Genomic DNA, 19,480 nt, shown 5'->3' with positions numbered 1-19,480 from the left:
TACGTAGAAAGAAAGCATAGTTTAAAAAATGTCTTGTTTCGTACGATAACAAGATATGTTTTTATAGGGCGGGAATATAACGTTAAATTTAATGTTATATTCCCGTCTTTATATACATCATTAAAAACCAAATTATATCAAGATATCTTGCTTAAATGATAAGTTATGACTACAATTGACTTGATATTATAAGGGATAATCACTACAGAAGACGTAGGTAGTAAAAGAAAAGTGTGGTGTATATATGTTAAAAAGACATACAAAACTTATACAGTTGTTTATGAGTAACAAAAATTATTATCTAAGTGGGGATGAGATTGCAAGTTATTTAAATGTTTCTAATAGAACTGTGAGAAACGATATACAATACATCAATAGTGAAATTATCAATAGTTTGATTACAAGCGTTAAAGGAAAAGGATATAAAATCAATTATAATCGTTATAGCGAGGAAACATTAGAAACGTTGATTCAGACATTTTTGACTCAGGAAAATGAGATATTATTGAAACTTGGGTATGAGCTATTGATGTATCAAAAACCTATTACAATTGAACAAATAGAAACAGAATTTACAATTACCAAAAAAGAAGCTCATGATTATGTGAACAGAATACAAGCATGGTGTCGTTCATTTGGAATAGAAGTAGATATTAAAAAGAAAAAAGGTATTACAATAATCGGTAACGAAATGGATGTCAGAAATGCGATATTACATTTGAATCAGTTATCTACGAAAAATAAAACAGTCGAAGCACTTATATTTAATGAAATGCCACAAGCACATATTAAAACAATATTCCATATTATTAAAGCAACTTTAAAGCAACATGATATTCAGACTTCTGATTTACGCATTGAGCAATTGCTCATTCATTTGATTATTATTATAAAAAGAGAAAGGGCAAGTGAAACATCGTGGGTTGTAAATGAAGAGGCGCAAGAAATAGCTGAACAATGTATCAAAGATATCAATTATAAATTAGCCTATCGTTTATCTAATGAAACTGCCCAATTGTTTTCATTTTTTATTAGCTATTATTTTAATAAATATGATTTAGGTTTAGAAACCATTTTTGTTGAAAGTTATATTGATCGTATGATTTATCAAATGGAGCAGCATATCGGTATTAACTTTACAAACGATGACATATTAAGAGAAAATGTTTATGCACATTTCAGCAGAACTTACTTGCGTATTGTTAAAAATGTATATATCAACAACCCATTAACGGACGAAATAAAGAAATATTATCCATTTGTTTTTAATGCTTTGTATGAAACAGTCTATCACCTTGAAAAAGATTCAAAATTAAGCTTGGTCGAAGATGAAATTGCTTTTTTAGCTTTACATTTTCAATCCTCTATTGATCGGAATAATAGAGAGGAAATTAATATTGTAATTACATGTTATTACGGATTAGGTATATCTAGTTTGTTAGAAGCGAAGATTGCAAACCTGGATGATCATATTAAAATTATTGATACTTTAAGATTGGAGTTACTAGCAACATACGATTTTTCAAATATAGATGCACTTATCACAACGCATCCAATAGATACTACGAATTTACCAGACACACTAAAAGTAATTGAAGTGTCTCCGTTACTTTCTGATGGTGACGTCAACGAAATTAAAACGTTTATAAATCACAAGCGAAATCCTGTATTAAAGCAAAGTGAAATATCTGATATTCAATTTGATGTTCAGACGATTACAAGTGAAGTTGCTGCCTCACATGTTTTTGAAAAGGCTCAGGAATTTTTAACGCAACAATATGCGATTACTGAAACTTATATGCAGAGCGCAATAGAACGCGAACAATTTTCTTCTACATATATTGGTAATGGCATCAGCATCCCACATGGTAATCCAAAAGAAGTTATGAAGTCTCATGTGCTGATATTCAAAAACCCTCAAGGATTTATATGGAAACAACATAAAGTTAAATTAGTATTCTTTTTAGTAATAACAGAAAACGATGCGCCTGTTATGAAAAAATTAATACACCTCATTGCGAAATTAAGTGAACATGATGTCGATCAAATAATGACGATGGAAACACAAAAGTTAAAACAACATATTATAAAATTAATTAAAGCATAATTGCCACTAGCAACGGCAATTATGCTTTTTTATCTATATAAGCAAGCGTTTACAATGAGGTGTAAGGAGGATGACATTATGAAAATTTTAGCAATTACATCGTGTCCAAACGGCATAGCGCATACTTATATGGCGCAAGAAAAACTAGAACAGGCTGCTGAAGAGATGGGCGTCAATATAAAAGTAGAGACCCAAGGCGGCGTTGGGGCCGAAAATGTTTTAACAGCAAAAGAAATAAAAGAAGCGGATGGTATTATTATAGCGGCAGATCGCCAAGTGGATTTATCACGTTTTGACGGGAAATTAATTATCAACGAAAGCGTGAGAGAAGGTATTCATAAGCCAAAAGAATTAATCCAACGTATAATTGATAGAGATGGACATATTCATCATGATCGTAGTGGGAACACGAATCAAGAAGATGAAGAACAAAAAAGCGGCATGCAAATGTTTTATCAACATTTAATGAATGGTGTCTCTTTTATGGTGCCTTTCATCGTAGTAGGTGGATTGTTAATGGCTATTGCATTAACGTTAGGCGGAGAAGCAACATCTAAAGGTTTAGTGATACCAGAAGATTCATTTTGGAAATCTATTGAAAATATTGGTAACTTAGCATTTAGCTTTATGGTTCCTATATTAGCAGGCTATATCGCGGTTAGTATTGCGGATAAGCCTGGTTTAGTGCCTGGTATGATCGGTGGTGCGATTGCTGCAGATGGTAGTTTTTATGGTAGTGATGCAGGTGCAGGCTTCTTGGGAGGTATCGTTGCTGGTTTTATTGCAGGTTATATTGCGAAGTGGGTTAAAAATATTAAAGTACCTAAAGCGATGGCGCCGATTATGCCTATCATTATCATACCTATTATTTCGTCATTAATTGTCGGACTGATTTTTATTTTCTTAATTGGTGCGCCGATTGCAAGTATTTTTGAAGGACTGACTACTTGGTTGAAAAGTATGCAAGGAACTAATATTGTTATTTTAGCTTTAATTGTTGGTGCTATGATTGCCTTTGATATGGGCGGCCCAGTCAACAAAGTAGCATTTTTATTTGGCTCAGCTTTAATTGCAGAAGGAAATTATGCAGTTATGGGAATGGTTGCAGTAGCGGTATGTACGCCGCCCCTTGGTCTGGGACTTGCTACATTTGTAAATAAACATAAGTTCAATCAAGGTGAAATAGAAATGGGGAAAGCTTCATTTACAATGGGATTATTTGGTATTACGGAAGGCGCAATTCCCTTTGCTGCACAAGACCCATTTAGAATGATACCTGCCAATATGATTGGTGCTATGGTTGCTGCTGTAGTTGCTGCCATTGGCGGCGTAGGTGATAGAGTGGCACACGGTGGCCCGATCGTTGCAGTTTTAGGAGGCATCGATCAAATATTATGGTTCTTTATCGCAGTAATCATTGGTAGTATTGTTACAATGAGTGTAGTTTTAATTTTAAGAAGAAAAACACCAACACTTGCAGTTGAGGCTGATAATGTAGAAACAAGCATGGCTAGTCCTGATAAAACAACTCAAGGTAAAGAGGATGACAAGTTAGAAGAAGAGGAGCAAACATCAGAAGCCAATAGCGTCTTTAATGAAAAAGTAATTCATATTTCTGAACAATCATTGTCTAGAGACGAAGCGATTGATCAACTGATAGAAAATTTAAATGAACATGGTTATATAACTGATAAAGCACAATTAAAAACAGATGTTTTAAAACGAGAATCAGAATCAACAACAGCTATTGGTATGAATGTAGCGATTCCTCATGCCAAGTCAGATGCGGTTAAAGCACCTATTGTAGCAGTGATGAACAATAAGCAAGGTGTAGAGTGGGAAAGTTTAGATGGTACATCACCACAAATGATATTTTTAATCACTGTCCCAAGTGATAGTAGTGACACACACTTAAAATTATTACAAAGACTATCAAGAGCCTTAATGGACGATGACATTCGTCAGAGTTTAATAAATGCGACACGTAAGGAACAGATTTATAATATATTAAAAGATATTTAGATGGAGGTTCATTGACATGCCATTATTTTTAAAACCAGTATTTCAAGAACGCATATGGGGTGGGACAGCTCTAAAAGCATTCAATTATCACATCCCCTATGAGAATACAGGAGAGTGTTGGGCGATTTCGGCACATCCAAATGGTACGAATATAATAGAAAATGGAAAACATAAAGGGAAGACGTTAGAAGCAGTATGGGATGAAGATAAATCGTTATTTGGTGTATCAGGAGATGCAAAGTTTCCATTGTTAACCAAAATATTAGATGCAAATGATAAATTATCAGTACAAGTTCATCCAGATGATACTTACGCACAAAAATATGAAGGTGAATATGGTAAGACGGAATGCTGGTATATATTAGATGCTAAAGAAGATGCTGAAATTATTTACGGTGTTCATGCGAAAGACCAAGAGGAATTAGATGAAATGATAGACCACCAACAGTTTGATGCGTTGTTTAATAGAGTTAAAGTCAAACCAGGAGATTTTTTCTATGTGCCTGCTGGTACAGTTCATGCCATTGGAGAAGGTATCTTAATATTAGAAACGCAGCAATCTTCGGATACAACATATAGAATATATGATTATGATCGTACAGATAAAGCAGGTAATAAACGTGATTTACATTTAGAACAAAGTAAATCAGTGATTAATCTTTCAACTAATTCGCCTAACACAACGCCTAAACACGAAGTGATTCAAGGTCAAAATTACACGCAATTTGTTTCGAACAGTTTCTTTACTGTTGAGCGTTGGGTAATGAACGGTAAGTTGACTTATGAAAAGCCTAACACGTATTGCCTTGTATCAATTGTGGACGGAAACGGTGAGATAAGTATCAATAACGACGTTTATACTTTAGAAAAGGGGACCCATTTTATCTTAACAGCAACAGATCAAGCCATAATATTTAACGGTGAAATGACAATGATTATAAGTTACGTATAAAATGAAGAGGTGGGAAAGACTGATTTAGTTTAAGGCAAATTAGTTTTAACTCCACCTCTATTTATTCATAATTAAAATTATAAAATGAATGATGGAGTTGTTCTGAATGTTAAAAATTTGTACAGATATAGGTGGTACCAAAACAATTGTTGGAATTATAGATGAACATTTAGCAGTGATTGAAAGCCAAAAATTCGATACTTATATAAATGATCCAGAAGCAGAGTTTTCGGAAATTATGAGTATCGCAAATAAATATAAAGAAAATTATAAAAACATCGATCAAAATACATTAAATATCGCTATGCCAGGGCCGTGTGACTATACGAAGGGATTATTTTTAAATCCACCCAATTTGCAAGATTATATTGGCTTCAACGCAGGAGATTACATAAAACAACACAGTGAATTTACACCTCATTTTGTAAACGATACAGATGCTGCTATATTAGCTGAATATCAATACATCAAATCGGAGACCAAAGATATCATCTATTTAACGATAAGCACTGGCATTGGGATGGCATATATCAGAAATGGCCAGCTTATCACAGGTGTTGATGGCAATTTTGGTGAGATTGGCCATACGATTATAAAAAATGACAGCAATTATCAATGTCCTGTTTGTCATCAATTTGGTTGTGTTGAAAATGAACTTTCAGGATTAGCTATTAGTCGAAAAGCGAGTGATATATTAGAAAGAAAGGTGAGTACGAGAGAAGCTATCGATATTTTCATGAATAAAGCAGATGAAAATATCACGAGGATGATGGATGAAGTATTATTATTAACGCAACAATTGTGCAATAACTTATATAACATATTTAATGTTTATCATATTGTGCTTGGTGGCGGGGTGACTCAAAGTGTATTACCATATAAAGAAATGATTGAAGATTATACACAAAAGCACCATTTAATCCAAAAGAAACCATTTCACATTAAAGTAAGTGATTTAAAAGTAAATGTATTAACAGGGCTTTATTTTGTTAATCCGCAATAAGAAATAAGCTTATTATTAAATATAGATAGCGAGAACCCAACTGATTTTTAATTAAGGTTTTGGGGTCTCGCTTTTTTGAATCGTAGTGGTATTGAATCGCTAAAACTATAACCTATTTCGCTTAATTGAAATGTATTTTCTAATATTTAAAGTTTTAGATAATTGATCAGAAAGCAATAAGCCTAAGGCAATAGAACCAGCGATTAAAATAGCTCTTATAAAGGTATTTGTTGCATCTGTAAAATTTAAAGTGACAAGTTGTTGTGTAGCCCTAAAAGCAATACTACCTGGCACTAGAGGGATAATGCCTGGAATCATAAAAAGTACAACAGGCGCTTTAAAAATCCGGCTCATCATTTGCGCAATTAATCCTAAAGTTAAACTACCAACTAAACTTGAATATATAGCATCTATTTCGAATGATTGTTCTAAAATATAACTGACAAAGTAACCCATTGAACCAGCAAAGCCAGCAGGAATAAATAATTTTTTAGGCGCGTCGTATATGACATTAAAGAAATAGGATGCGCTAAAACTACATAAAAATGTGAATAAAATCGTCAAAATACGGCCTCCTTAAAAAATGGAATAAGCGATTGCAATGCCAGAGCCAATTGCAAAAGCAATCACTAACGCTTCTAAGAATTTTGCAGTAAACATTAACATATGCCTACTAAATAAATCTTGAATAGCAGTAGTTATCAGTACGCCTGGTACGATGGGCATAACAGAAGCAATCATAGCTGGGCCAAATGATTGCTTCACATGAAATAATTCAGAGCCAAATATAACTATCGTCCCTAAAATAAAGGAACCTATAAATTCAGGTATAAACATCGTTAAAGATTTACTTTGCATATATTCGACTATCAAAAATCCTACTGCACCAGCAACAATGGTTGTAAGCGCATCAGCCCACGTGCCACCTTGTAAGTATAAAAAACTTAATGAAATAATACCTGCAGCAATGACTTTTTTCCATAGAGGAATGCTTAAATTGGATCTATCAATATGTTGAAGTGAGTGAAACGCTTCTTCGATAGAAAGTTGATTGCCTGTAAGTTTACGTGAAATGGCATTGACTTGAAATATTTTAAGTAAGTTAGTGCTGTTCTTATCAATACGTAAAATGCGAGTATCATGTGCTTCACTTAATGAAAAGTTAATAAATACGTTAATTACATATCCTTGACTGTTATAGTAACCCATACAAATTGCTATACGTCTCATCGTATCTTCTATACGAGCGATCTCTGCTCCAGAAGATAACAAGATTTTGCCTGCAAGTAATATCACATTCATGGTTGCTTTATCTTTATAGTTATCCAAACGGCACCTCCAACTCATTAAATAATTATAGTTATTATCGCAATATTAATATGTAATTTCAAAGAGAAATTTTCAGAAACCAGAAAATATATACATAAGAAATATTACGCTGCCAGTAGTCTTCGGTTTGTGTGAGGTTAGATTACCAGGACGTCTTAAAAGGTGGGATAGCCATAATATTTCTCGAAAAGAGTCCCTTGTCACGCACGTATAAGGAAAAAAATGAAAGGGTTGCAGTTTTGTATAAGAACTATAATGGCAAATGGGTAACATGCGCATATGCTCATGCATAAACACGGCTGTTCTAATAATTTGAAAAATAGCGCTTTAAACGTAGTTATTTAAAGGCGATACTTTACAAATACTGCCTTTATACTAAAAGAGAGCGAGACATCATTGATGTCTCGCCTCATTTAAACACTATTTATTTTAAATATTAGCATACTTAAAAAATTATTTTCCAAGAGCTTCTGATAAGCCTTGCTCAAGATCTGAAATGATATCATCAATATTTTCTGTACCTACTGACAGTCTGACTAATTCTGGTAGTACTCCAGAAGCTTGTTGTTCTTCTGGTGATAACTGTAAATGTGTAGTGCTCGCCGGATGGATTACTAATGATTTTGAATCTCCTACATTTGCTAGATGAGAGAATAAATGTAAAGATTCTACAAATTTAGCAATATCTTCAACAGAACCATCTACACCAAATGTTAAAATAGCGCCTTGACCATTCGGTAAATATTTTTGAGCGAGGTCGTGGTACGCATTGCTTTCTAAACCAGGATAATTGACCCAAGAGACATTTGGATGGTTTTCTAAAAATTGAGCTACTTTAAGTGCGTTTTCTGAATGGCGTTCGAGACGAAGGTGTAATGTTTCTAAACCAATTAAAAATTCATGCACATTAAAAGGCGAAACTGCAGAACCTAAATCGCGTAATAATTGAACACGTGCTTTTGTGATATAAGCAGCTTCACCCACGTCATTGGCATATGATACACCGTGATAACTTGGGTCTGGTTCAACTAAACCAGGGAATTTTCCATTGTTCCAATTAAACTTCCCACTATCAACAATAATGCCACCAATTGAAGTACCGTGACCGCCTATAAATTTTGTTGCAGAATGAACAATGATATCTGCACCATATTCAAAAGGACGTAATAAATATGGCGTAGGGAAAGTATTATCTACAATTAACGGAATGTTATGTGCATGTGCGATATCAGCTACTGTCTCAATGTCTAAAACATCTATTCTAGGATTACCAATTGTTTCAGCATATACAACTTTAGTTTTATCTGTAATTGCCGATTTAAAATTATCTGGATTACTAGGATCTACGAAGTGTACTTTAATCCCTAATTTTTTGAAAGTGACATTTAATAAGTTATATGTACCGCCGTATAGATTAGAAGAGGCGACAATTTCATCACCATTTTCTACAACGTTGAGCAATGCTAAATGAATTGCGGCTTGGCCAGATGAGGTAGCTAAAGCCCCAATACCACCTTCAAGTGCGGCGATACGTTCCTCAAAAACATTTTGTGTTGGATTCATAATTCTAGTGTAAATATTTCCTGGTTCTTCTAAAGCAAAAAGTTTTCTTGCATGTTCTGTATCATCAAACACATAACTAGAAGTCTGGTAAATAGGTACTGCACGTGATTTTGAAAAGTCATCTACCTCTTGCCCAGCGTGAATAGATAAAGTGTCTAAATGCCAATTATTTTGAGACATATATAAGTCCTCCTATAAAATTGAATTTTCTGATAATTAACACTATACAAGAGGATTTCTTCTATTTCAAGTATCCTTACTGAAAAAGTAAGAATTATTTTGGGCCTATTTCAAAGTATGTTACAAAAAATGATTAAATATCATAAAGTCAGAATTCATAAAAAGCGGAAAATTGACAGGTAATAGGATCGGATTGTAGTTTTGCGCAAGCAACTAAACTAAGTAACATATCCATCAAGCGTTTCAAATATAAACATACGCCTTCATTTCAAATGAAGGCGCGTTGCTTGGAATAAGAATATTGTTATCTATGACCCATAAAACCATTTATTGATTAATATTTCCTGGGTTATGCTTAATTAGTAATATTGATGATCTGTATGGTGCGTTTCACTGTCCTCTATATGTTCATGGTTTATAATTTCGGGGTTTTGGTGTTGGAGTTGGCTGTAGTCTCCTTTTGGTAATTGGTTTTCTTCTAATTTAACTTTAGGATAAATGAAAAGTGGAATAAATCCAATGACACCATAAATAATAAAAGTATACATAAAATTAAATGCATCAATTAATAACCCTGCCAATGAGGCACCAATAACTTGTCCAACAGCTAACATTAAAAAAGGGATACCTATACCAAGAGAAGCGTTTTTAACAAATATTTTAATACCCCAAACTAGAAGTACACCCGTTAAGAATATATAGCTCATTCCAAATAAAGAGGCAGATACAAATGGAATTAACCAAATGTTTGGAGTGAAAGCAAGCGCAATCGTTGCAATTGCGAGTGCAATGACACCTAAATTAAACGCATAATGAAGACCTCGTTTATCAATTATTGCGCCAGATATACCACCTATCATGCCAAATAATCCAATTAGAATCCAAAAGATAGAAAGGGCGAAATCAGAATAATTTCCTGTATTTTGCACAAATGATTTAGAAAATGTCCAAAAAGTAGCTGTTGAAATTCCTAACAACGTGGAGGTTATCACGATACGTGTACTAGCTGATATATCCCGTATATTAAATGAACCGGTATGAATATTTATATCTTCTTTCAATGAAGGAATAATAAGGTAGTTCCAAATTAAAACAGCGAGCGCTAATATTGCGTAAACAAAGTAAGTTTGTCTCCAATCTATAAAAGCAAACATTGCTGTAATACCAGTGAACATCAAACCAATACTTGTACCTGAATTAATCCAAGTATTCGCTTTCCCTTGTTCATGGACTTTAATCCATAAAGAAATGGTATAACCATAAGGTGGGGAAATTAATCCTGTACTTGCACCTGCAAAAATAACGCCGATGGATAGAATGATTGCGTTCGGTGAAAATCCAATACCGACCAAACCAATCAATACAGAAAAACCGGCAAGCATAATCATACGTTTAGGGCCAATTTTATCTGTTTGTAGCGTAGAATAAATAATAGTAAAACAATAGGCTAAATAAAATAAAGATGAAATAACACCAGATTGTGAAGCAGTTAAATGTAAATCATTAGTGACTTCTGGTAGAAATAACCCAAAACTAAAACGGCCTAAACCATATGTTGTCGCTATCATAGCGATACCAGGGAACACAAGTTTAGAAAACTTCATTACAAATTCCTCCTTTATTAGATAGAATGTTCATTCTATTTTCCGGTTTAAAAAATACGAGATGAGTTATAAAATAAATTATTCTCGATCTCGTTTAAAAATTAAACGCCTTTATGAGCCTCGTTAAGTAATAAATCAGCCATTGTTATAGCATGTGATGTTGCTTTTTTAGAGCCAAGTAAGGCTGTCATGGACGTTGTGCCCTCAAGTAATAGTGTAAATTGAATTGCTAGATCTAAACCGTTAACGATGCCTGCATCATTCGCAAGTTTTTCTAAATAATTTAATAAACGTTGTTTATGCCCTCGAGCTATGTTTTCGATTTCATTATCTGTGTATACATAATCTTCAATCGCTCTCATAAACATATCACCCTTATATGAATGGTCGTTGAGCCATTCGCAATGTGCTTTCACTGCTGAGATAAAAGGCTGATTTGGTTGCTTCTCTACGTAACTGTCTAAATAGTACCAATATCTAGCTTCACGTTGTTTTAATACTGCTTCGACTAAATTGTCCTTAGAATCAAAGTGATTATATAAAGTCATAGTGGCGACATTAGCTTCTTGAATAATTTGTTTTAAGCCTACGCCACGAAACCCATATTCATAAAACAAACGTTCAGCAGTTGATAATATATCTTGCCTTTTTTGTGACAATAATCTCACACTTTCTTAGTAGAATGACCGTTCTATCTAAAAATAACAATTATATCGTTGATTGTCAAAGTCAATGCTAAATTCGTCATGAAAAACATTGCTATTTTGACACTTTGTAAAAAAAGAGGTAAGATGCTTTCAAAGTGAGCGTTTACTCACTAAGAAAGAAGTGGGGTGTTGATGATGATTGAAGTGAATCACGTAAGTAAAAATTTTGGTGATAAAAAAGTGCTCAAAGATATAAATATTTCATTTGAAAAGGGTGAAATTGTTGGTTTGATTGGTCCATCTGGGACTGGTAAAACAACTTTAATTCAGTGTATGTTGGGCATGGAAAACCTAGATGGCGGCGGAGTGACAATAGATGGTGTTGAAATGCCAAACAGGAAAACTTTAATGGATATTGGTTATATGGCACAAAGTGATGCGCTTTATGAAGACTTAACTGGAAGAGAGAATTTGGAATTCTTTGGTAGTATTTATATCAAAAAAAGAAAAGACATTAAAGCGCGTGTGAAAATATGTAGTGATATGGTGAAATTACAAGCGTCATTAGATAAAAAAGTTTCAACCTATTCTGGTGGAATGAAACGTAGGTTGTCTTTAGCTATTAGTTTTTTACAAAATCCTAAGATATTGATTCTAGATGAACCGACAGTAGGCATCGATCCTAAACTAAGGCAAGCCGTATGGGAAGATTTAAACGCAGCAAAATTAGAAGGAAAAAGTATTCTTGTCACTACACATGTATTGGATGAAGCAACGCGCTGTGACAAACTTTTACTTATGAACCACGGCGAAATTATTGCTATGGGTACACCACAGCATATTAAAGATCAATATCAAGCAGATACGATTGAAGAAGTATTCTTGAAAATGGAGGATTAAATATGAATGCCTTTTATATTGCTAAGCGTATTTTTAAACAGACGATTAGGGATGTGCGTACGCTAATGTTACTCCTTGTAGCACCACTTTTAATATTAACGCTATTATATTATATATTTACGGTTTCAGATAATACAAATGGCGTCAAGGTAGGGCTGCATGACGTCCCCCAATCACTGGTAAACGAATTGCATGGTCAAGATATCACTACTGAATCATTTAACAATAGCCAAAATATTGCACACAAAATTAAAGAAGATAACTTAACAGGGTTTATTTATATGGAAAATGATCAGTTAGAAGTTACCTTTGCAAATGATAATCCAACAGATAGAGGTGTAATGAGCTCAGCTAATCAACAATGGCTTATGAATCATAATATGAATCAAATGAAAGAAAATACAGAATCATTAAAAGAAGCTTTAAATCATATCAAATCACAAGCAGCTAATAACCCTGAAATGGCGCAAAGTTTATCAGGTAATGAACAAAATGTAGGTAAGCCAATAGGAATGAATACGCATTATTTATATGGTAGTGACGATGCTACTTATTTTGATATGATAAACCCAATTTTAATAGGATTTTTCGTGTTCTTCTTTACTTTTTTAATTTCTGGTATTGGTTTATTAAAAGAACGAACATCAGGCACCTTAGAACGTTTATTAGCTTCACCTATTAAACGGAGTCATATTATTTATGGCTATATTATGGGATACGGCATGTTTAGCGTGATTCAAACGTTTGTAGTGGTCATATATGCAATATATGTATTAAACATCGCTGTAGAGGGCTCGGTTTGGTTAGTGCTAGCTACAACTATATTAACTGCACTCGTAGCATTAACATTCGGTATACTCTTATCAACGTTCGCATCTTCAGAATTTCAAATGATCCAATTTATACCACTTGTAATCGTTCCTCAAGTGCTATTTGCAGGGTTAATACCTGTGTCATCAATGAATATAGGGTTACAATACTTGGCACATGTCATGCCGCTGTTTTATACAGGACAAGCTATTCAAGATGTAATGATTAAAGGCTTTGGAATACAAGATATTTATATCCATTTATGCATACTATTTGGCATTTTTGTGTTGTTATTGATTTTAAACGTGCTAGGTATGAAACGGTATAGAAAAGTTTAAGTATAGGTGGGAATGAACATGAATCGAAATATTAAAGCTATAGTTGAAGAAATTGTACCTAAATTAAATCATTTAACTGAAAAGCAACGCTCAGTTATCGAAAGCGCACTCTTACTTTTTAGTGAAAAAGGGTATAACAAGACGAGTACAAGTGATATCGCTAAAAGAGCAGGTGTAGCTGAAGGTACAGTATATAAACAATTTAAAAATAAAGAATCACTTCTATATGCAGGGTTGCTTCCTGTAATCAAAGATAATATAGCCCCAACTGTCGCTATGGAATTTATGAATGAGTTGAAAGCTACAAATACTTTGAGTTCGTTTATAAACACGTTCGTGGATAATCGTTCTGAATTCATGTATAAAAATAGGTTACTGCTGAAGGTAATATTAAATGAAGCAATGACGAGCGAAGTATTTCAATCTGTGGTGCTTGAAATATTTAATAAACGTCTTGTAAGTAATTTAAAACCAATGGTCCAACGACTGATTGATCAAGGTGAAATGCGTGATGTTAAAATAGAATATTTTGTACGTACATTAATTGCGCAGTTAATGAATTTAAATATTGGCTATTTAATCGATTTGAACGGCCATCGTGGTGGATCATATGACCAACATCTATCATTTACCAAAGAAAGTCTTTATTATATGTTTAAAGCGTAATAAATATGTTTGATTAGCTAGAATAACAAGCGTAACACAGAAATTAAAGTATGGACGTCTGTGTTACGCTTGTTTTAGTTAAAAAGTTTCAAGTAGTATCTTTTATTTTCTAGTAATACCAATGACATGGCCTAATTGTGTAGGTGCTTCAAAAGTTGGTTGAACATGATAAGCTGATTCGATTTTGTCTAAGATGGCCTGAGGGAATGACATACTACGACGTGTAACACGACTAACACCGATCATTATGACTTCATATGTAGCGACGCGCTCATCTTTGCCATTATACATAGTGAGAAATAAATGTACTCTTTTTGTATCATAATCATAAATGTGTACTTTAACGTAAAACGCATCATCTAATAAAAGTTCTTTCAAAAATGATATATGTGATTCTAAACTGAAAATAGTAATTTCGTGCGTCTGTCGATAAGAAACATATAGGTCGACTGATTCAAAAAACCCAACGACTACATCACTGAAAATGGAATAATATTGTGCATCATGCATATGGTTATTATGATCTATCCAAGATGGTTGCACCGTGTTTTTATAAATGTATTCCTCTGTCACAAGATCACTCCTATAATATAAATTTAATCGTAACCTATATTATTGTAACAGTAATCAACAGTTTAAGTTAGTAAATTGATTGAATTCAGGAATGATTGCATGCAACAAACATGTTAACATCATTTCTATATTTTAATATACATCATTAAAAATGAAGTAAATTGATAAAGAATATTAAGTGAGTTATTATAATAATGTAAACGCTTGCAAATTTAAATGTTTGTTATTTATATAATCATTTATAAGTATGGAATCAAAGGGGAGATGGAAAGGAATAGAAATCCTATACTTTTAAAGCTTGTGTTGTCCTGCTAAGGCTTCAGTAACTAGAAAATGATATAAGCGTGAAGTGCTTTACAAATAGCGTTTTAAAAACTTAAAGTGTATAATCAATTCAGTTATTATAGCTAATATCAAAAGAGTATAGAGAATATTTATTTATATTCCAAACGTTTGTGAATGCTTGAAAGTGGTTTTAACTTAACATTAGCGAAGGGGATTTATATGAAAAGGATATTTTTAATAGGTAGTGCATTCATTGGTATTATCGTGGGTGCAGGATTTGCCTCAGGGCAAGAAATATTACAGTATTTTACGAGTTTCGGAACTGCTGGTATACTTGCAGGCGTTGTTTCTACCGTGTTATTCGCCTATGTAGGTATGATGTTGGTTTGGTTAGGTAGTAAATTTAAAGCTGAGGGACACAATGACGTTATACATAAATTGACTGGTGGTACAGTATTTGGCAAAGTCATTGCATGGCTAGTAGATATTGTACTAATCATTGCTTTATTTGGATTTGGTGTCGTTATGCTTGCAGGCGGAGGCTCAAATTTTGAACAACAATTTGGTATACCAGCCGTGTATGGTACTGCGCTCATGGTTATATTAGTGCTGCTATTTGGTATGCTACGCGTAGATAGCGTGGTGAAAGTAATTGGTAACATTACTCCGCTATTGATTATTTGCATTATCATCGTTGCTATATATTGTTTATTTACGATGTCAGGTTCGTTTAGTGAATTAGATACATTAGCTAAAAGTCATAAATCAGCTGTACCACATTGGTTTATTGCAGGCGTTAATTATGTCTCACTTAATGTGGGACTAGGCGCGTCTATGTCCATCGTTATGGGTGGTAATGAGAGAAATAGTAAAGTTGCTGCATGGGGCGGTTTAGCTGGTGGTTTTGTATTAGGATTAATGATTATGGTAAGCCACTTAGCAATTTTTTCTAAAATTGAAACAGTGGGGCATTTACCATTACCAATGCTCGGCTTAGTCAATGATATTTCACCTATTTTAGGTGTATTTATGTCAATTGTTGTTTATTTAATGATATTTAATACTTGTTTAGGCATGTTTTATTCGTTAGCTACACGTTTCACTGAAATTGAAACGAATCAATTTAAAATATTTTATACGATATTCACTTTAATTGGTTTCGTCATTAGTTTTGCAGGTTTTACAGATTTAATGACATTCTTCTATCCAGTCATAGGATATATGGGAATTATTATTATCATCGTATTAATTTATGCACCATTTAAGATGAAACGTATCAAAAAACAAGGTAAATCATTTCAAGATATGTAAAGGATAGTCTGTAATAGCTATATATTTTTGTAGCATAAATATTAAGGTAAAATGAATGTATATGAAACTAAAAATATTAAATCCAAAGGAGTAAAAGTGAATGGTATACGTCGCGTTTTTAGTGTTAATTATAGCTATAATTTTACTTGTTTATTCCATAGCGTTACTTATGGGTAAAGACGGATCTTTATTTAGTTTATTTACACATAAAGAAAAGTCGTTAAATAAAGCGGAAAAGTTAGCTATTTATATTGTGACAATTGTATTGTTAGTCATTAGTTTAGTGTGGTTGCTTAATATAATTTAAAAAGCAGGAACGGGGCAGAAATCAATTGTTGCTAAAATGATTTCGTTGTACCATTCCGAGAAGGATAAGTAGGAAAAATGTAAGCGTTGAAGCATTGCATGAGGCATACTAATTCATAAATTAAGAAGCGATGCTTAAAAGTTTAATATAAATGTTTTTTATCCTAGTCAGCTACTGACTATATGAAAACAGTCCAAGACACACATAGATGTCTCGGACTGTTTTTTTTATATAACATTGTTATCCTTCATGCATATTTAAAACATAAAAGTTAATATTTTCTTAAGAAATTGACTTCTCGATCGAAAATATGGTTTCCAACATACGTTTGTACTGTATTTAAAACACGCTCGATGATTTGCGTTTTATTTGCTAATATTCGAATACTAAAACCGTGTGTCGGTATTTGAGTAATACCAAAACGGCAATCATATTCTTTTTGATAATGTTTAATTTGATCGTACACATCGTCTATAAGATTTTGGTTAACTTCAGGATGTATGAAATAACATGAACCTAAGTGCGTATAGTTTTCCATATATCCTAAACCACCAACTTTATTTTTAGTTGGATCAAGCAACATATTATCAAAGGTAATGAGTTCATCATCCACATAAATTTCATTTAACAAGTGCATATAAGTGTATGTGAAATCTTTGTCTTCTTTTGAATAACCTGGCGTCAATATATCTGTATAGAATAATGACGCTTTAGGGCTTAGATTAAATGTGTTATGTTGATAAAATTTAGCATTTTCAAATGCAATAATTGGGTCACCTACATATTCAATATAGCCATTATCCTTAATCGTAAAGTTCTGATATTGCTCGACATGATCATTTAACGTTTTATAGATTTTTGTAGCACCTTGTGATGTTAAAATCACACTTGCATTTTCTTCTGCAGTGACATCCATCTTATAACGGTCACCATCTAAATAACCGCCGCCCACATTCACGATATAAAATGTAGGGATATCCGAGCCGTTTAAGTAGACTGGTCGTATGACTTTTAACGCTTTTTCAAAAAAGATATCACGTGCAACTGATTTTTTTCCGTTATGAAAAACGGTTAAATCAAGTTCACCAGTCCATTTTTGTTTTGAATCAGCCATTAAGCTAAACCTTTAAGAAAGACATCTTGGTCAATCCACTCGATTACTTTATCTAGCCCTTCATCTGTTTTAAGGTTAGTAAATGCAAATGGACGTTTGCCTCTGAATGTTTCTGTATCTTCTGCCATACGATCTAAGGATGCACCAACATAAGGCGCTAAATCAGTTTTATTAATTACAAAGAAATCTGATTTAATCATACCTTGCCCACCTTTACGAGGGATTTTTTCCCCTTGAGCAACGTCGATAATGTAAATTGAAAAATCAACAAGCTCTGGACTGAACGTTGCAGCTAGGTTGTCTCCGCCAGATTCAATAAAGATTAAATCAATATCTTCATTACGTTCTTTTAATTCATCGATTGCAGCGAAGTTCATAGAGGCGTCTTCACGAATCGCTGTGTGTGGACATCCTCCAGTTTCAACGCCAATAATGCGATCTGCAGGCAATACGCCTGAGTTAACTAAGATTTTTTCATCTTCTTTTGTATAAATATCATTAGTAATTACACCAATACTAAACTCTTTAGATAATTGTTTTACTAATTTTTCAATAAGTTGCGTTTTCCCTGCACCTACAGGGCCACCGACACCTATTTTAACTGTCTCTGTCATTTAAATTGCCCTCCTAAGATATGAAAATTCTTACGTTTACATTTTCATGTTCCATTTGGTTGATTTCTAATCCGGGTGCAGTGATACCTAATTGTGACTTGTCTAACGTCATAATATGATCTCTTGTTTCTTTCATGAAAGGAATCATATCATGGACGATACGTTGTCCGGCCGTTTGTCCTAAAGGAATGGCACGAACAGCGTTTTGAGTTAAGCTCGATACGTTTTGATATAAATAATAATCTATAATCATTTCTATATCGACACCAAGATAATGGCCGAGCATCATAAAGCAAATTGCGGGATGCAATTTGGCTTTCTTCTCTTTGTTTTGTTTTTGGTACCACGTTATCCATTCACTATCATAAAGCTCTGCTGCTAGCTTGACCATGCGGTTGCCCATTTGTTTTGAACCTTGCCTAGTCTCTTTAGGCAAATTTTGTACGAAAAGTATTTTATCTAAATATAATATCTTTTCTGTATCATTTTCATTAAGCGCATCATAGACAAGACGCATAGTTAAACCGTCAGCAAACGAAAGTTGTTCAGTTAAGAACAATTCAAGCCATTGTTTAAATGATGCTTCATCATGAACAATATCTCGCTGAATATATGTTTCAAGTCCGAATGAGTGGCTAAAAGCACCAGTCGGAAATTGAGAATCACAAAATTGAAATAGGCGTAAATATGCGTGATTAATCATGAGAATGACCTATATGTCTGAATGCTTGGTTTACTTTTCGGTCTTCGTGACTATAAGGTATGCCGAGATCTTTCAGCAATGATTCTACTAAATAGTCATATTGTACAAGCATTTCTGTTTCTGTAAATTGAGCAGGTAAGTGTCTATTACCTAATTGATGCGCGATATCGCCCATTTCTTGTAAGGTACGTGGCTTGATCACTAAAAGATCTTCCGAATTGACATCAATAATAATCATATTGGTATCGTCTTGATACAAGATATCGCCATATTGTAAATCAATTGGTTGTTTTAAACGAATACCAATTTCATTACCATGATCTGTAGTTACACGTTGAATACGTTTAACTAAGTCGGAATTTTCAAGGTAAACTTTTTCAACATGTTTATTTTTTTCATCTTGCGGAAGATTTGCGATATTACCTTTAATTTCTTCGATGATCATATTTTAT

General features: G+C 33.5%; 19 protein-coding genes. 9 read left to right on the top strand and 10 right to left on the bottom strand.

Features of this window, described 5'->3' with window-relative positions:
- The first annotated feature begins 244 nt into the window (after positions 1–244).
- From KA900_RS05395 to KA900_RS05380, 4 genes are all read left to right on the top strand, one after another.
- Positions 245–2,107, top strand: a complete 1,863-nt coding sequence (locus KA900_RS05395) for a BglG family transcription antiterminator (RefSeq protein WP_103372811.1) — start codon at positions 245–247, stop codon at positions 2,105–2,107.
- Positions 2,108–2,185: 78 nt separating this feature from the next.
- Positions 2,186–4,129, top strand: a complete 1,944-nt coding sequence (locus tag KA900_RS05390) for a PTS fructose transporter subunit IIABC (RefSeq protein ID WP_096808310.1) — start codon at positions 2,186–2,188, stop codon at positions 4,127–4,129.
- A gap of 16 nt (positions 4,130–4,145) precedes the next feature.
- The gene (gene manA, locus KA900_RS05385) at positions 4,146–5,081 is read left to right on the top strand and encodes a mannose-6-phosphate isomerase, class I (protein ID WP_096808311.1); all 936 of its coding nucleotides are present in this window, start codon (positions 4,146–4,148) and stop codon (positions 5,079–5,081) included.
- Between the two features lie 106 nt (positions 5,082–5,187).
- Positions 5,188–6,084, top strand: a complete 897-nt coding sequence (locus tag KA900_RS05380) for an ROK family protein (RefSeq protein WP_115341866.1) — start codon at positions 5,188–5,190, stop codon at positions 6,082–6,084.
- A 105-nt stretch (positions 6,085–6,189) separates the two neighbouring features.
- On the opposite strand, the gene KA900_RS05375 is transcribed toward KA900_RS05380, so the two are convergent.
- The 5 genes from KA900_RS05375 to KA900_RS05355 form a co-directional block, all read right to left on the bottom strand.
- On the bottom strand, positions 6,190–6,648 hold the full coding sequence (locus KA900_RS05375; protein WP_096808313.1) for a threonine/serine exporter family protein: 459 nt from the start codon (positions 6,646–6,648) through the stop codon (positions 6,190–6,192).
- A 12-nt stretch (positions 6,649–6,660) separates the two neighbouring features.
- Positions 6,661–7,413 carry a threonine/serine exporter family protein gene (locus KA900_RS05370; RefSeq protein WP_096808314.1) on the bottom strand — a complete coding sequence of 251 codons (753 nt, stop codon included), beginning with the start codon at positions 7,411–7,413 and terminating at the stop codon, positions 6,661–6,663.
- Between the two features lie 453 nt (positions 7,414–7,866).
- Positions 7,867–9,156 (bottom strand): homocysteine synthase, encoded by a 1,290-nt coding sequence (locus KA900_RS05365; protein ID WP_210139346.1) that lies wholly within the window; start codon positions 9,154–9,156, stop codon positions 7,867–7,869.
- A gap of 359 nt (positions 9,157–9,515) precedes the next feature.
- Entirely contained in the window at positions 9,516–10,760 is a 1,245-nt protein-coding gene (locus tag KA900_RS05360; RefSeq protein ID WP_096808316.1) for an MFS transporter, read from the bottom strand.
- A 101-nt stretch (positions 10,761–10,861) separates the two neighbouring features.
- Positions 10,862–11,419 carry a TetR/AcrR family transcriptional regulator gene (locus KA900_RS05355; protein ID WP_210139345.1) on the bottom strand — a complete coding sequence of 186 codons (558 nt, stop codon included), beginning with the start codon at positions 11,417–11,419 and terminating at the stop codon, positions 10,862–10,864.
- A 183-nt stretch (positions 11,420–11,602) separates the two neighbouring features.
- On the opposite strand from KA900_RS05355, the gene KA900_RS05350 reads away from it, so the two are divergent.
- From KA900_RS05350 to KA900_RS05340, 3 genes are read left to right on the top strand one after another with little or no spacing between them, the layout of a single operon-like run.
- Entirely contained in the window at positions 11,603–12,307 is a 705-nt protein-coding gene (locus tag KA900_RS05350; protein ID WP_096811190.1) for an ABC transporter ATP-binding protein, read from the top strand.
- A gap of 2 nt (positions 12,308–12,309) precedes the next feature.
- Positions 12,310–13,455 (top strand): ABC transporter permease, encoded by a 1,146-nt coding sequence (locus tag KA900_RS05345; RefSeq protein ID WP_107644143.1) that lies wholly within the window; start codon positions 12,310–12,312, stop codon positions 13,453–13,455.
- Between the two features lie 18 nt (positions 13,456–13,473).
- Complete coding sequence (locus KA900_RS05340) at positions 13,474–14,121, top strand: TetR/AcrR family transcriptional regulator (protein WP_096808319.1); 648 nt, start codon at positions 13,474–13,476, stop codon at positions 14,119–14,121.
- A 102-nt stretch (positions 14,122–14,223) separates the two neighbouring features.
- Here the strand turns inward: KA900_RS05340 and KA900_RS05335 are convergent, their stop codons facing one another.
- Positions 14,224–14,694: a thioesterase family protein gene (locus KA900_RS05335; protein ID WP_096808320.1), complete on the bottom strand. Its 471-nt coding sequence runs from the start codon at positions 14,692–14,694 to the stop codon at positions 14,224–14,226.
- A 504-nt stretch (positions 14,695–15,198) separates the two neighbouring features.
- Here KA900_RS05335 and KA900_RS05330 point away from each other — a divergent pair.
- Both KA900_RS05330 and KA900_RS05325 read left to right on the top strand, forming a co-directional pair.
- Positions 15,199–16,290, top strand: coding sequence for a YkvI family membrane protein (locus tag KA900_RS05330; RefSeq protein WP_096808321.1), 1,092 nt, complete (start codon positions 15,199–15,201; stop codon positions 16,288–16,290).
- Positions 16,291–16,390: 100 nt separating this feature from the next.
- Positions 16,391–16,597, top strand: coding sequence for a hypothetical protein (locus KA900_RS05325; protein ID WP_096808322.1), 207 nt, complete (start codon positions 16,391–16,393; stop codon positions 16,595–16,597).
- A gap of 271 nt (positions 16,598–16,868) precedes the next feature.
- Here the strand turns inward: KA900_RS05325 and KA900_RS05320 are convergent, their stop codons facing one another.
- Genes KA900_RS05320 through ureE form a run of 4 tightly spaced genes read right to left on the bottom strand, consistent with a single transcriptional unit; the run spans position 16,869 to position 19,473 of the window.
- Positions 16,869–17,711, bottom strand: coding sequence for an urease accessory protein UreD (locus tag KA900_RS05320; RefSeq protein WP_107644145.1), 843 nt, complete (start codon positions 17,709–17,711; stop codon positions 16,869–16,871).
- Positions 17,711–18,325: an urease accessory protein UreG gene (ureG, locus tag KA900_RS05315; RefSeq protein WP_096808324.1), complete on the bottom strand. Its 615-nt coding sequence runs from the start codon at positions 18,323–18,325 to the stop codon at positions 17,711–17,713. The genes KA900_RS05320 and ureG overlap by 1 nt, the downstream gene beginning before the upstream one ends.
- 13 nt (positions 18,326–18,338) lie before the next feature.
- Positions 18,339–19,028 (bottom strand): urease accessory protein UreF, encoded by a 690-nt coding sequence (locus tag KA900_RS05310; protein WP_210139344.1) that lies wholly within the window; start codon positions 19,026–19,028, stop codon positions 18,339–18,341.
- The gene (gene ureE, locus KA900_RS05305; protein ID WP_103372807.1) at positions 19,021–19,473 is read right to left on the bottom strand and encodes an urease accessory protein UreE; all 453 of its coding nucleotides are present in this window, start codon (positions 19,471–19,473) and stop codon (positions 19,021–19,023) included. The genes KA900_RS05310 and ureE overlap by 8 nt, the downstream gene beginning before the upstream one ends.
- Between the last annotated feature and the right edge of the window lie 7 nt (positions 19,474–19,480).

Origin of the sequence: Staphylococcus sp. GDY8P120P, from assembly GCF_017892065.1 — a bacterium.
Lineage (GTDB): Bacteria > Bacillota > Bacilli > Staphylococcales > Staphylococcaceae > Staphylococcus > Staphylococcus nepalensis.
The sequence above is the reverse complement of the archived record's forward strand: the minus strand, read 5'-3'. Positions and strand labels throughout refer to the sequence as shown.

What these genes read in the sequence shown, in the direction of transcription:
- KA900_RS05395 (WP_103372811.1), top strand. Translation starts at nt 245, where the DNA reads ATGTTAAAAAGACATACAAAACTTATACAGTTGTTTATGAGTAACAAA.
- KA900_RS05390 (WP_096808310.1), top strand. Translation starts at nt 2,186, where the DNA reads ATGAAAATTTTAGCAATTACATCGTGTCCAAACGGCATAGCGCATACT.
- manA (WP_096808311.1), top strand. Translation starts at nt 4,146, where the DNA reads ATGCCATTATTTTTAAAACCAGTATTTCAAGAACGCATATGGGGTGGG.
- KA900_RS05380 (WP_115341866.1), top strand. Translation starts at nt 5,188, where the DNA reads ATGTTAAAAATTTGTACAGATATAGGTGGTACCAAAACAATTGTTGGA.
- KA900_RS05365 (WP_210139346.1), bottom strand. Translation starts at nt 9,156, where the DNA reads ATGTCTCAAAATAATTGGCATTTAGACACTTTATCTATTCACGCTGGG.
- KA900_RS05360 (WP_096808316.1), bottom strand. Translation starts at nt 10,760, where the DNA reads ATGAAGTTTTCTAAACTTGTGTTCCCTGGTATCGCTATGATAGCGACA.
- KA900_RS05350 (WP_096811190.1), top strand. Translation starts at nt 11,603, where the DNA reads ATGATTGAAGTGAATCACGTAAGTAAAAATTTTGGTGATAAAAAAGTG.
- KA900_RS05345 (WP_107644143.1), top strand. Translation starts at nt 12,310, where the DNA reads ATGAATGCCTTTTATATTGCTAAGCGTATTTTTAAACAGACGATTAGG.
- KA900_RS05340 (WP_096808319.1), top strand. Translation starts at nt 13,474, where the DNA reads ATGAATCGAAATATTAAAGCTATAGTTGAAGAAATTGTACCTAAATTA.
- KA900_RS05330 (WP_096808321.1), top strand. Translation starts at nt 15,199, where the DNA reads ATGAAAAGGATATTTTTAATAGGTAGTGCATTCATTGGTATTATCGTG.
- KA900_RS05325 (WP_096808322.1), top strand. Translation starts at nt 16,391, where the DNA reads ATGGTATACGTCGCGTTTTTAGTGTTAATTATAGCTATAATTTTACTT.
- KA900_RS05320 (WP_107644145.1), bottom strand. Translation starts at nt 17,711, where the DNA reads ATGGCTGATTCAAAACAAAAATGGACTGGTGAACTTGATTTAACCGTT.
- ureG (WP_096808324.1), bottom strand. Translation starts at nt 18,325, where the DNA reads ATGACAGAGACAGTTAAAATAGGTGTCGGTGGCCCTGTAGGTGCAGGG.
- KA900_RS05310 (WP_210139344.1), bottom strand. Translation starts at nt 19,028, where the DNA reads ATGATTAATCACGCATATTTACGCCTATTTCAATTTTGTGATTCTCAA.
- ureE (WP_103372807.1), bottom strand. Translation starts at nt 19,473, where the DNA reads ATGATCATCGAAGAAATTAAAGGTAATATCGCAAATCTTCCGCAAGAT.